Source organism: Longicatena sp. 210702-DFI.1.196, assembly GCF_020563125.1.
GTDB lineage: Bacteria > Bacillota_I > Bacilli_A > Erysipelotrichales > Erysipelotrichaceae > Longicatena > Longicatena caecimuris.
Genome location: NZ_JAJCPX010000027.1, coordinates 27,966 through 42,009, shown reverse-complemented (window position 1 = coordinate 42,009; position 14,044 = coordinate 27,966). Strand labels below are relative to the sequence as shown.

Below are 14,044 nucleotides of genomic sequence, written 5' to 3'. Positions count from 1 at the left end.
GAAGTCCTAGAAAATGATACCAAAGAGAAAGTCGCATTGACAGAGGAACAGGAACAAGCCTTACTCTCATTTATCAAGACGGACAATGTGTATCATAAGCATTATGATGATGTGCTGATACTGTTAAAGACAGGACTTCGTATCTCGGAATTGTGTGGATTGACAGTAGCCGATATTGATTTCAAGAATGAAGTTGTGGTTATCGACCACCAGTTATTAAAGAGCAAGGAACAGGGCTATTACATTGAAACGCCTAAAACAAAGAGCGGAATAAGGCAAGTGCCATTAAGCAGAGAAACAATACAGGCATTTCAACGGGTTATGAAGAAACGCTCAAAGGCAGAACCATTTGTGAAAGACGGACGGAGCAATTTTCTGTTTGTCAATCATAAAGGCAAGCCGAAAGTTGCCATTGATTACAGCACTTTATTTGTCCGTATGGTAAAGAAATACAACAAGCACCACAAGGACAATCCCTTGCCACATATCACACCGCATACGCTACGCCATACATTCTGCACAAGACTGGCAAGCAAGAACATGAACCCGAAAGATTTACAGTATATCATGGGACATTCAAACATCAGTATCACAATGAACTGGTACGCTCATGCGTCCATAGATACCGCAAAATCAGAGGTTCAGCGTCTAATTGCATAAGAAGTATTTACCACGATTTTAACCACGCTTGATAGCGAAAATATAAGAAGATAGACCTAGATATGTGAGGTTTACCACAAAAGCAAAATGCCCGTAGAGCCGATAAAATAAGGCTTTGCGGACATTTAAGAAGATATAAAAAGATAGTCAAAAAGACATATATAATTTTATCTAACTCACGTATCTCAAAATAGCTATGACTTTCATCCCATAGTTGATAAATAATAGATATGATTTATTTCAAGCCACGTACCTAACAAAGCAATCGATAAGTTAAAATAACAATAAAATATCTTTAGGATCGGTAAAGATGTAATCGGCCTCACCAGTTATATTCGACTGTTTCCAATTTGCGAAACCACTGCGCATGCCGGCGGACTTTGCACAGCGTATATCGGTTAACATATCGCCAATATAAAGACAATTAGCTTTATCGGCACCACTTACTTCTAAATATTTATAAAGTGGTTCCGGATCAGGCTTATGTTTTGAGGTATCATCCGCACATAGTATAATTGAGAATCGTTTATTGAACTGGAAAGGAGTAAAATATCGATCATATTCTTCCTTAGTGCGAGAAGTGACAATGCCTAACGTGCATCCTCTTTGTGTCAGTTCCCTAAGCATATCTTCCATACCATCAAAGTACTTCATTTCTTTTGCGAATCGTTCATATTGCTTGATCCAATATTGTTCAAAATCATCCTTTACATCCACTTGCAATATCTTTAAAGCAGCTTTGCTGGTAATGCCTAAAACCACACGCAACGCTTCTAATGTAAAATATCTATTCACCTGAGCTAGTAATGTCTGCTGCCACGTTTTTAGCACAGCCTCTTCGCTATCAATCAGCGTACCATCTAAATCAAAAATTATATGTTGTTCCTTCATCCCTTTTCCTCCTCATATGTGTTAAGTGTAACACGGTTTTTCTTCTTTATGATCATTGTAAATATTTTCTTCACCTTTAAAAGTTTTCATCATCTTCTAGTCTTATAACACCAAAGGCTTAACTTCATCCGTAAATACCACATGCTTTTCCTTTGATATCTAACATAGTTAGCTTTAGCAAGTTTTTCTATTTGCTTTTGATTGTTCCCTTCTTTTTATCATCCCTTTCTTTTAATACAAAAAAAACCCTATAAGCTTAGCACGCTTTTTTATCGTGTCTATCTTATAGGGTATCACTTAATGATGAGTTCTCTGTAAATTCCTAATAGCCTTACCTTTTCAATCGCCATAGGACTATTTCCTGCTTCTTACCTATTTAGAGGACTTTGCCTAAACCAATTAGGATATCCATCCTCCTAATTACTTAGCTGTGTCCCACCTTCATAAGCAAAACTTAATTTTCAGAGAACACACACCTTCTTCATCTCTATAGATTTAGCATAGCTCTATCAATTTATTCGCAATGCATAACTTCATATTCATCTGCTTAAGACCATCCGCAAATTTCACATGCATCATGCCATCCGCAATTTTCATGATTTTTCCTTCACCAAGCTGCACATGACGAATCATCATCCCTCGTTTAAGAGAAGTCAGTCGCAGTTTTTTGGCAGTAGGTGTTGCAACTGTCGCTGTTTCATTTCTTTTTTCTTCTTCCATCTTTTCATGTAGTTCATACAGATAAGGAGATATTTCCAAACGATGTGTCGTACAACGCTTGCTGGCAAAAAACTCCAATTCATGCTTCGCTCTTGTCATTCCATGATAGAACAGCATTCGCTCTTTCTGACTATCTTCTTTTTGAGGAAGAATCCCACGGATACAATCTAAAATGCATACACGATCATATTCATAACCTTTTGCATCCGCTAAAGAGCAAATCGTGATACGACTGATAGGATCTGCCTGATAATCTTTTAATGCACCTAAATGATATAGGAATTCATCCGGATCTTCATATCGCTGTGCCAGTATCTCAAAAGCTAAAATAACAGGAGCATTCATAGCGATACCTTCTTTGCGTAAGGTTTCATTATATCCCATTTTCTCTTTGATGAAGATGACCATATCCAAAGTAGATTTATTTTCAGCCATGCGAATCCGTTCCATTAAGGACGCTAATTTCTTTTTACCTGCTTGTTTATAGCTGCTTTCCATAAGTGCCTGATATACATCTACCGCTTCATCTGCTTTTAAACGTTCACTGACTTCTAATAAAACACGTTTCGAGATATCCAACCCCATGGCTTCATATACCTCATAAAAAGCTCGCATATCTCTAGGATCTATTAATAATTCAATAAAGTTCCACATATCTCTAACAAACTTATCTTGTAAGAAATGCTTCATATTGCCCTGATAACTGAATGAAATACCTTTTTCTTTAAATAATTCAATCAAAGGTACTGCCATTGCAAAATCATGGTATAAAAAAGCCGTTTCCTCTTCGTCTTCTTCTACCTTTTTCAAGGCATAGGCATATAATTTAGATAGATCCGCAAAACCTTTAAACTTTAATTCACATGTTTCCTGTGAGATACTTTGCAGACCTTCCTTATCTTTATAATAAAAACGATTGCAGGCATCTGTAATTGTCGCATTATTACGATAATTACCATTTCTGGTTAAGATTTCCCCATTGGCATAGGTCTGTGTAAAGGCATCTAAAGCCTGTGGATAAGCAGCTCTATGCTGGGCAATGGAAACATCCATATCGGCACATAAGAATAACTCATGTGTTGAAGATGAAACCATCTTTAATAACATATGCGCAAGAAAACTCAGTTCCTGAGCATCGTCCACGTGAACAAAGTGACAATGCTTTTTCACATCTTCTAATAGCACCGTATCTTTTACTAAAATCTCCGTAGCAACGGCTAAAATATCATCATAATCATAAATATCTTTTTTATCCTTGAACTTTGCATATTCTTTGTATAATGCAAGAAAATCAAGGTTCTTCCTATCCGCTATCATGATTTCTGATATCTGTTTTTCCGGCATCATCAAATTGCGACATTCACTGATCTTCCCCATTACTTCGCTGCATTGTTCCTTTGTTAAGGTAATGGCAAACATATCCTTACATAAACGACGTATCACACTGCTCATATCACGATAAGCCTTAGGTAACAATCTTCCTGTTGCTTCACAATGACGACGAATCAGCGCATAAGCAAAACTATAGATATCCACAAAAGATGGTATTTCACCATCATCCCCAAAATAGAAGCGATACTGTTTCGTCATCTCTTTTGCCATACGTTTATCATAAACAATATTCAGCATTTCTTCCTTTTGCGCCATCTCACTCTTCAATAGGTAAGCAATACGGCTCAAGAAAAGGAATGTTTTACCACTCCCTGATTTACCTTTCACAAGCATTGGATGTTGCTGCAACGTCAATAAAGCTACCTGTTGTTCATCCAGTTTTAGATCATATTCTTCTAAAAATTCTACTTCTGTCATACACTCACCTTTTCAAATTCTTACAGTAAAACATTATAACGTATAATCCCTTAAATATCTAACATTTTCCAACTATTTTTCTGCTTTTTTACTACTTTCCAAGTGTAACCTCTTACAGTCTTTTCGTTATATCTTCATCTGCATCTTTCCCTGTTTTTTTTCTTCTATACATCTAAATTTACCCTTTAGACGATACCCACCTTGCTGATTAACCAAACATTTCTACACTTTTTTCTTACCTATGCAGATGGCTCTATGTTATAGTTGCATATCAAGACTCATGACATGATATAAACGATGTTTTTGAAAACGATCCTCATGACAAAGTACTCGGTGTTTTAGAATAGCTGAATTTAACACATGGGGTTCCTAATGGGATGATGGTAGGTTAAAATTCTTCCTTACAAATCATTCTAGGCTTCCTTTCGTAAGTTACTTTTATATTTATCCTTTGGGTAGCATTAAAGTAAGGATGTTGTATAGTTCTATAATTCATAAGGTAAATTAAAGTAATTCAACAAACCAATATACATGGCAAAGGCAAAACGGAACTGTTCATTTTTAAGTTTCACCGCATCCTGAGGATTGCTAAGGTATGCCAGTTCTACTAAGATTGCCGGCATAGCTGTTCTACGCAATACATATAATGAAGGATTTGCTCTTACCAGATTATCCTTTGTGCCAACAAATGCAACAATAGAATCTAGTTCTTCATGAGCCAATTCAGCTGCTGTAGATTCTAATGAATATACATATACCTCTGTTCCATTGATAGCTGGATTGGGATTAGAATTCACATGGATACTGATAAAATAATCTGCCGGCCAATCATTGGCCATATCGACACGCGCACGTAAGGAAGAACTCTGATCGGTTCCTACCACTGTATCTAAGGTACGTCTGGATACTCGAACATCAAAATTGGAATCGGCAAATAACAAAGCAGCCAGATAAATCCCGACCCAATAGGTTACCTCTGCCTCCACGACTCCATTTCCACTTGCTCCTGCATTGACGTTCCCTATGTTATGTCCTTGATCAATAAAAATTTTAATCGCCATAAATTTCCCTCTTTTCTTTCTTATCGTATGTAAAGTGAGTGAAATGGTCTGGTATAGTTGCCTAGACTGCATGTAAGAATGCAGAAAAATACATGTTCTTTTTTCATCCGACTGTTATAATAAAAGCAAGAGGTAAATAAGGATATAAACACATCGAAGTGTTGATTCTTTACCGGAAAGGAAAATACATGCCACTGTTTCAGAACAGCAGCATGTAAGAAAAAAAGAATGAAAGAAGTAACGATTCGTGGACAGCGGGTTCCTTCCCTTATGCAAGGTTGTATGCGCATATCCAATCTAAGTGAAGCACAGGTGGATGCTTTACTGCATTTTGATCTTGAACATGGGATAAACTTTTTTGACCATGCTGACATCTATGGTGGAGAAGGTGTTTGTGAAACTATTTTTGGGAATGTTCTGAAGAAACAGCCTGCCTTGCGTGATAAGATGTTTATCCAAAGTAAATGTGGTATTCATCGCAGTGAAACCAATCACTATGATTTTTCTAAGGACTATATCATCGAATGTGTGAATAAGAGCCTAGAGCGTCTACAGTGTGGATATCTAGATTATTTGTTATTGCATCGTCCTGATGCGTTAATGGAACCTAAAGAAGTTGCTGATGCCTTTGATACGTTATACAGCAGCGGAAAAGTACGTCATTTCGGCGTTAGCAATCATAATCCTTATCAAATTGAACTATTAAAAACGGCGCTGCAACAGCCACTTGAAATTAATCAGATGCAGATGAGCCTTCTGCATACCCCGATGATCGACGCTGGTTTGAATGTAAATACATTTGATTCTCATGGTATTGAACGAGGCGCTATGACCTTGGATTACTGTCGTTTGCATGCGATTACCATGCAATGTTGGTCACCTTTCTTATATGGGATGTTTGAAGGCAATTATCTTGATAATCCAAAATTTCCAGAAGTGAATCAGCGGTTACAGGAATTAGCAGATGATTATCATACAACAAAGGCAGGTATTGCAATTGCCTGGTTACTACGTCATCCTGCGAATATGCAGGTGGTACTTGGTTCATGTAATACCTCACATATCAAAGATATCATCGATGCAAGTGATATCGTATTGACGCGTGAAGAATGGTATTCCCTTTATGTGGCTGCACAAAATCCTTTGCCATAGGTTTTAGATTTTAAAGATGAATGGTTGAGAAAATTTATCAAAGAATTAGCATATGTAGATCACACATATGCTTTTTTAACAGAAATTTTACATTTAACGATTGGTTTTTGATGACTTTCCTGTATAATAAAGGTCATGAAAGGCGGTTATAGTAATATGATTTTAAATTTCATTCGTGGCTTTTGTATGGCATTGGCAGACAGTGTTCCTGGCGTATCAGGAGGTACCGTAGCTTTCCTGCTAGGTTTTTATGATAAATTTATTGGTTCTTTAGATGCATTAGTTGCAGGTTCTATGCAAGAAAAAAAAGAAGCAATCATCTTCTTAATTAAAATTATGGTTGGCTGGGTCGTTGGTTTCTTAATGGCAGTCAGTATTCTTGCGAGTATCTTTGATGCTCAAATTTATAAAATTAGTTCTTTGTTTATGGGCTTTATCCTTTTTGCCATTCCGATTGTTGTTAAAGAGGAAAAAGCAAATATGAAGTTTAATGCCAGTAGCATTATTGCCGGTATTATCGGTATTGCCATTGTCGCATTGATTACATATTTTAATCCGATTGCTGGTCAAGGTAGTACAGTGGATCTAAGTAGTTTAAATATATCTTTAATTTTATATGTATTTGTTGCAGCGATGTTTGCTATTTCGGCAATGGTGTTACCCGGAATCAGTGGTTCTACCTTATTATTGATTTTCGGACTTTATGTTCCTATCATAAGTGCTGTTAAAGCGGTGATTAGCTTTAACTTAGATTATCTGCCAATCCTGATTGTCTTTGCATTGGGGATCTTAGCGGGAATTGTTTCAGTAGTGCGGGTTATCAAATGGGCTTTAGATAAACATCGTTCGATTATGATATTTCTGATAATCGGTATGATGATTGGTTCTTTTTATGCCATCATCATGGGACCACAAACATTGTCAACACCAAAAGCACCATTGAGTTTTAGTTCTTTTGATATTTTATGGTTTGTAGTTGGTGGACTTATTATCTTTGGTTTGCAGAAGATGAAGGATGTTACAGAAAAGGCAGATTAATACGTTATTTGGAAGGTAAATCCAAAGAGGATTTGCCTTTTTTATTTGTAAATACTTACATATAGACATCTGAATTTCTCGTAAGAAGTACGACCGATTATCCTCAATAATTTTTCATCTAAAATCAATAATTTCAACTCACATACCTCATAAGAGGTACGACGGAACCGGGGAGATCGCAGTATACATATACAATTTATTTCAACTCTCGTACAAGAGGTACGACAGCTGCAGATCAACACGTATGAACAATTAAAATTATTTGAACTCACGTACCTCACAAGAGGTACGACTGGTCGTAGATTTCAATATCTCCAAAATTACCATTTCAACTCACGTACCTCACAAGAGGTACGACAGTTGTTCATATTTATCACCTACCATATATTCATATTTCAACTCACGTACCTCACAAGAGGTACGACTATTATCGAAGTTATCTTTAAATCATTAAACAAAAAATTTCAACTCACGTACCTCACAAGAGGTACGACGATAGCAACTGACTTATATGTATTTAGACAGATGATTTCAACTCACGTACCTCACAAGAGGTACGACACCAACAACTAACCAACAATCAACCACTATAAAAATTTCAACTCACGTACCTCACAAGAGGTACGACCGATTCATGCGATGAAAAATTGTCTTCACGTCGGATTTCAACTCACGTACCTCACAAGAGGTACGACTATCAAAACCAAAGACATTACCCGAATGGTATGAATTTCAACTCACGTACCTCACAAGAGGTACGACACGCGTATAATAATCGATAAATACAGCGTCATTTATTTCAACTCACGTACCTCACAAGAGGTACGACCTTTAAATTTGATTTGACCTAACCAAGTTTGAAATATTTCAACTCACGTACCTCACAAGAGGTACGACGCAAATTGGGAAGTGCTTAATACTTGCCAATGATGATTTCAACTCACGTACCTCACAAGAGGTACGACCACAAAATTGAGTTAACAGATGAGCGTACAGGTATTTCAACTCACGTACCTCACAAGAGGTACGACAGCAAATATTGCTTTTAATCTCGATATTAGTAACAATATTTGCATTAAATTAACATAAAAATTAAATTTCTATCAAATAAAAGCATAAAAATCCAATTAAAATAATCAAAAATAGGTGCGAATGTCCTAGGAAATTTATGTTAGCTTCACATTCGCACCAACATTTAAAAAATCAAAGGTTCCGTAACATCGAATGTTGGTTTTGCTCCAATATGAATAATCTTATTTTTATAATTATTCCCTAAAAGATAGAAGCGTAGGCTGTCTTTACTTTCATCGATTTCAGTAGACAATACATGCTGCAATTCAACATATTCTTTTTGATTTACATTGCATTCAAACACTGAATTTTGTACTCGCAATCCATAATTCAAACAATGCTTAGCTACCTTCCTTAAACGTTTCCTCCCAGCTTTATCCTCTGTATTCACATCATATGTTATTAATACCATCATAATCATCACTTCCACAAAAATGGTGCATATTCATCTAAATCACCTCTTAAGTACCGAGCTAATAATTGTGCTTGTACGAAAGGCACCATACCCCATTCAATTTTTTCTTTTAGATAAGGATGTGTAATCTGTTCGTTTTTCTTGTTTTGCCAAGTTGCCAGAAATATTCGTCTACCTTCTTCATTTAAAAGAACAGCATTATTTTCTTTCTTTATAAAATGAGCACTTGTTAAAATTTTCTCATTTATAAGTGTTATAACAAATCTGTCTACCATGATTGCTCTTAATTCTTCCATAAGATCTAAGGCTAATGAAATCCTGCCAGGTCGATCTTGATGTAAAAAACCAACATAAGCATCTAATCCGACACTTTCACATGCAGAAGCACAATCATGAGATAACAATGTATAACCAAAAGAGAGCAATGCATTTATGTTATCTTCTGGCGGTCTTTTATTTCTGCCATGAAAGAAAAATACATCTTTTTGCTGCAATATTAATTCATCTAGTACACTAAAATAGGCAACAGCAGCTTTTCCTTCAAAACCCATTAACATTTTACGATCATTTACACTTTGTAGATTGCACAAACATTCCTGCATGATGGAAACAGCATTTTTAATAGCATTTACATCCACACGCATCGCGTGATCACGCACTACTCTAGCTAATACCCACTTTGCATTATATATCTTTCCTATCAACATATTTTTCGCGATGGCTAGACTTTCCATCTCTGAATCAGATATCCGATATTGTTTTTTTCGCAATACCACATTACCATATTGTTCACCATTTACTCTAGCTAAAAAGCGTCCATGTGAACTCAAAAAAGTCAATGCAATGTTTCTTTGAGCACAAGCATGCATTAAGTCTGGGCTTGCCCCTGCATATCCAAAAGTGATAATTCCTTCTAAATTATGAAAAGGTATACGTTTTTCTTTATCATCACCTATTTGTATCTTTACCGTTTCACCATCCAGCGATAAATAAGCATCTGGTGACGTAATATATAAAATATTATTTAATTTTTTCATCTTCTGCTTCCTCATGCAATTTTCTCTTGATGTAGGTATTCACTGTTTCTTTATTAGCTATCTCAGGCAGACATATGTTTTGTAAGTAACATCGTTTGCATTTTGCAGAAGGTTTTACTTTAGGTGTATAAGATTTTTCATAATATGCATGCATCTCTTGAAATGCGCTTTCTACTTGTTTCCGTAATGCTTCTGAAAACTCCACTTCTTCTCTCCTAGCAATTTCATGATAAAACAAATACCCTTTATCAATGTTGCAATCAAACATTTCTTCTAAAGCGATTGCCTGTGTACACAATTGCAAACAATCCATTTCAGTTGTTTTAGGTTTTCCTTTTTTCTATTCCACAGGATAAGGTTTCCATATGCCTTCCCTATTGAATAATTTTATCCCTTGCTTATCTTTATGAAATTCCACCACATCACAAAATCCATGTGCTTTTAATGCATAAGAGTGCACTTCTAAACTTCTTGTGATTAAGATATCTCCTCTTTTTTCAGTAAATGATCCATCGTGGGCATGTTCATGAACTATCGACCCTAAAACTGTTAAATCGTTATCTTCCTACTCTTTTTCAATGTGTATTAATGCCCACTGTCTACGACAAAAGGAAAAGTGCTGAATACCTGCTATATCAAGGAAATCTATATCTTCCCATTTATTCATAAGTTTCAGGTTTTAAATCAGGGTAATCTTCCGTATAAATTTCATAATCATTTATATCAGAGGACATGCTTTTCTTGACATCTATCTTTAAAGTACGATGAACCTTTGCAGATGAATATTGACCATTTGCACAATTATGCTTCCACCAAAACATCTTTAGTACTTCCATACTACCATCAGGACGTGCAGCAGAACAATCATTTTCAAATAATGTGCGCAGTGCCTCCTTAATAACCTCAGCATCTTCTTCGCTAAAGCCAGTCTTTTCTGCTAATTGACAATTGATACTTCCCTTAAATACATAAATACCAAAATCTACACGATGCTTTGTCCCCATGGTGTCTGAGCTTTTCTTATCACCACTTTCACCATTTACGCTCTTTGTAATCTGCAATCCAGATACTTCCGCCGGTTCAATGCTATATGCTGATTGTACAGATACCGGACCTCTAACACTGACACTGACGCCAGCTGTTGAGCCTTTTTCTTTAAAGGCAAATACTTGCCCAAAACTTCGTACATCTAGCCATGATTTACATGCAGCTTCTGCATAAAGTCCTCTATTCTTAGCTTTTTTTGCAGCTACAACCTGCTCATTATTATCAGCTCTTTCTTTTAAACTATCATATCCATCTGTTGCTCTATCTTCAGATTGTACAAAAATATCGTATCCCATATCTTGCATACGGTTTCTGATTTTTCTTTTAATACAAACATCAGATACTTCTCCATACCCATCTAAGGTCGTTCTTGGACGGTTTCCATTTAATGGATCACCATTAGGATTCGCATAGCGAACAGAAAATACTACTGCAAAATCAATCTTGTTTTTTAAGGTACTCATATTATTTATCCTCGCTTTCTTCTTGTTTATTTGTTTTATATCGCAATTCATCAAGCTGTGCGCAATAGCTTAAAATAAAACATTTATCTAATGCACCATCTAACTGATATTTCTCTTCATTCAGCAGTGTGTTAGCCAGTTCATTCATTTCTTCGTTCAAGACTTTAAAACGATAATTTTTATTCTTCCTTAACTTTACCTGGTAAGGCTGTAATCTTAGGTAAAGTTGTTCCCAAGTTTCTAATGGTCTTAACTGAAAGCGCCGCATATAGCGCTCCGCATTGGTTTCTCTATCTCTTACGCCCATAGTTTCTAAAGCTTCTTTTTCTACTTCTTGCGCATAAGCAAGTAAGCGTCCCCATAAATAACTAATATCCATTTTTTGTTTATCTAGTCCCATGATCCAGACCTCCTTTTCTGACGCTATATCATTCAGATATTTTCTTAAAACAGCACAACCGATATGTAAATCAGCATCATATTCTCCACTTGACATAGTATAGGGTTTATATAAGCGTTGGCAAATATGATCCACTAATGCATAAGGCAGTTTACGCCCATCCATGATACAGCTTAATAATTCCTTTGTTGTTGCTTTTTCTATTTCTTTTTTAATGCTATTACCATATGCGCAATGGATGATACTCTTAATCGAAGGCGTGCCGGTGTAACGTATACGTTGGTAGATTTCTTTCCCTTTTGCATCTATTTGTTTTTCAAAACGAATAACATTTTGCCATGCACAGGATGCATACCACTTACCTATACGTTGTAAGAAAGCAGAACCTTTTAATTCACTGTAATACGAAATTGAAAGTCTTCCTGTAGTGGCAGAATCTAAAGCCATAATGACAACATCTTCATCTGGATCTTGAAATCTTTTGGTATAGTATCCTGATAAAGCTTTATTTAATGCATACGCATAATCTTCCTGTATATCTATTTTAATTTCCTTTTCATCATCAAAATCAAAGATATTGTCTAGTGGGTTGATAAGCTCAACTTTTTTTAATCCCCATGCAACGATGGCTAATTCACCAGAACCATATAGCTTCCCTTGACGTTCAATCAGCCATTTCAAGGCATTGTGTATTTTCTGGGATGCTTCATAGCCAATACCTGCACATTGTGCACTATCAGTTAATAGTCCTAAGTAAGTGAAATTGGTTGTATCATTTGATGATATCAATTTCGCTTTATCAGCAACATTGCGTATCTTATTAGGATGTTTTGTAGATAGCGAGGTATGTTCCCCACTAATATAGCAAAGCCCTTTTTGTTCAATCATCGGTTCATAGTATGCAGAAAAAGACTTTATTAAATCTGCTTCCATCCATAGTTTATGAAAGTGCCCATCTTCATCCTCTACAATAAAACGAAGTACCGCACTGCTCTGTTCTGTTACTAATTTGAAGATATCAATGCCATCTGTGTCAACCATGCGTTTTTTGCTAAGTTTTCCATTCTCATCAACAATCAGAATGTCTTGCTGTACAAGATCATGCAGCAACGTTCCTTTATCCAAATATGTATAAAGCGATTTTAAAAGTGATGTTCCCAGTTTTCCTTGTGCCGATTGGATCCATGCCTGCAGTTGTTGCATATAAATCGCATGGCTATCATAAAGCTTTTTTTCATCTGAATATTGTGCTAGATTTTTTGCCATGAAATAAAGCTTATCAAACAGTGGATGGGGAACCTTGTTGGCATCCTTACCCGAACGACAAGAAGAATCAATGGTACTTGGTATCATTGTTTTTGCATTCGCTTTCGGAATAAGTACTGCTTGTATACTACCATCTTGAAACAACGTACATTCGATATGTGCACTTACGGTTGTATAACCGATTGGTAACAATATCCGATGATTATTATCGGCAATTCCTACCTTATCCAAACAATTATCATAAGTTTCACATAGCTTTACCGCCCAGCTCATACCTCATCACCATCCTTTAAGAAGGAAAAGTTCTGACCGGGAATGAACAGTTTTTCTTCTTTCATAACACGCAAATCATTTTGAATAGGACAATTTTGTTGTTGTGGGAATTCAATAATGCCATGCTTCATCTGTGGATAGAAAAACAGCGCTCTTAATTTCTCATCCGCACTTTGTTCCGGATATTGATAGCTATGAAACATTAAGCCAAACGTCATGGCCGCAACATTATCATAAGCTGAACTTCCTTCGCCAAATATGCATGGTTCTACTTCTGCAACACATTCTCTGGTCCCAAGAAATACATCTCGCTTGCCACCTTTTTCCAGCATACGTTTAGCAATTTGATAATGTTTATCTTCGTTGCGATCTTGTTTCAAATCGGGACGATTTTCATTCCATACAAAATGTGCTTCAATCTGATACTCTACATCATACAAATAGGTGTAAAGGGATAGTGAATTCCCTTGCGATTTGCTGATGGCACCATCATAAACCAAAGGCCGCATTCCTTTTGCTTCTGTTTGAATTTGTTTCATCACACGACACTTATCAATCATCCATTCGATCGTTGGTTTCCAATATATCGCTTCTACAATACCTCGTAAAGCACCATAGGTTGGAATTTGATATGACATCTTTTCTCCACCCATACGCGTGATGGGATCCGTAAATAACGCATATTGCCCCTGCACTTTAAATTGAATTTTACTTTCTCTCATATTTCATCACTCCTTTCT

General features: G+C 36.2%; 11 protein-coding genes, 1 pseudogene and 1 CRISPR repeat array. Of the genes and pseudogenes, 3 read left to right on the top strand and 9 right to left on the bottom strand.

Annotation, left to right across the window (positions count from 1 at the left end):
- The coding region (locus LI241_RS11310; RefSeq protein WP_227160457.1) for a site-specific integrase at positions 1 to 660 on the top strand (660 nt) is incomplete at its 5' end.
- Between the two features lie 273 nt (positions 661 to 933).
- Here LI241_RS11310 and LI241_RS11305 read toward each other — a convergent pair.
- From LI241_RS11305 to LI241_RS11295, 3 genes are all read right to left on the bottom strand, one after another.
- A complete protein-coding gene (locus LI241_RS11305) occupies positions 934 to 1,551 on the bottom strand; it encodes an HAD family hydrolase (protein ID WP_008687439.1) in 618 nt (205 codons plus the stop codon).
- 495 nt (positions 1,552 to 2,046) lie between these two features.
- A complete protein-coding gene (locus tag LI241_RS11300) occupies positions 2,047 to 4,080 on the bottom strand; it encodes a UvrD-helicase domain-containing protein (protein WP_008687438.1) in 2,034 nt (677 codons plus the stop codon).
- Positions 4,081 to 4,565: 485 nt separating this feature from the next.
- A complete protein-coding gene (locus LI241_RS11295) occupies positions 4,566 to 5,141 on the bottom strand; it encodes an N-acetylmuramoyl-L-alanine amidase (RefSeq protein ID WP_008687437.1) in 576 nt (191 codons plus the stop codon).
- A 228-nt stretch (positions 5,142 to 5,369) separates the two neighbouring features.
- On the opposite strand from LI241_RS11295, the gene LI241_RS11290 reads away from it, so the two are divergent.
- A complete protein-coding gene (locus LI241_RS11290; protein WP_008687436.1) occupies positions 5,370 to 6,293 on the top strand; it encodes an aldo/keto reductase family oxidoreductase in 924 nt (307 codons plus the stop codon).
- 156 nt (positions 6,294 to 6,449) lie between these two features.
- Positions 6,450 to 7,331, top strand: a complete 882-nt coding sequence (locus tag LI241_RS11285; RefSeq protein WP_008687435.1) for a DUF368 domain-containing protein — start codon at positions 6,450 to 6,452, stop codon at positions 7,329 to 7,331.
- Between the two features lie 130 nt (positions 7,332 to 7,461).
- Positions 7,462 to 8,362: a CRISPR direct-repeat array (repeat unit 33 nt; unit sequence ATTTCAACTCACGTACCTCACAAGAGGTACGAC).
- Positions 8,363 to 8,526: 164 nt separating this feature from the next.
- Here LI241_RS11285 and cas2 read toward each other — a convergent pair.
- From cas2 to cas5c, 6 genes and pseudogenes are all read right to left on the bottom strand, one after another.
- Entirely contained in the window at positions 8,527 to 8,817 is a 291-nt protein-coding gene (gene cas2, locus LI241_RS11280) for a CRISPR-associated endonuclease Cas2 (RefSeq protein WP_026006737.1), read from the bottom strand.
- A gap of 5 nt (positions 8,818 to 8,822) precedes the next feature.
- On the bottom strand, positions 8,823 to 9,854 hold the full coding sequence (gene cas1c, locus LI241_RS11275; RefSeq protein ID WP_008687432.1) for a type I-C CRISPR-associated endonuclease Cas1c: 1,032 nt from the start codon (positions 9,852 to 9,854) through the stop codon (positions 8,823 to 8,825).
- Positions 9,838 to 10,182, bottom strand: a pseudogene (locus tag LI241_RS11270) (Dna2/Cas4 domain-containing protein); the annotation flags it as partial. The gene cas1c and the pseudogene LI241_RS11270, both read right to left, overlap by 17 nt.
- A gap of 331 nt (positions 10,183 to 10,513) precedes the next feature.
- The gene (gene cas7c / locus LI241_RS11265) at positions 10,514 to 11,365 is read right to left on the bottom strand and encodes a type I-C CRISPR-associated protein Cas7/Csd2 (RefSeq protein ID WP_008687428.1); all 852 of its coding nucleotides are present in this window, start codon (positions 11,363 to 11,365) and stop codon (positions 10,514 to 10,516) included.
- A gap of 1 nt (position 11,366) precedes the next feature.
- A complete protein-coding gene (gene cas8c / locus LI241_RS11260; RefSeq protein ID WP_008687427.1) occupies positions 11,367 to 13,304 on the bottom strand; it encodes a type I-C CRISPR-associated protein Cas8c/Csd1 in 1,938 nt (645 codons plus the stop codon).
- A complete protein-coding gene (gene cas5c, locus LI241_RS11255) occupies positions 13,301 to 14,026 on the bottom strand; it encodes a type I-C CRISPR-associated protein Cas5c (RefSeq protein ID WP_227151288.1) in 726 nt (241 codons plus the stop codon). Before cas5c ends, cas8c begins: the two co-directional genes overlap by 4 nt.
- Between the last annotated feature and the right edge of the window lie 18 nt (positions 14,027 to 14,044).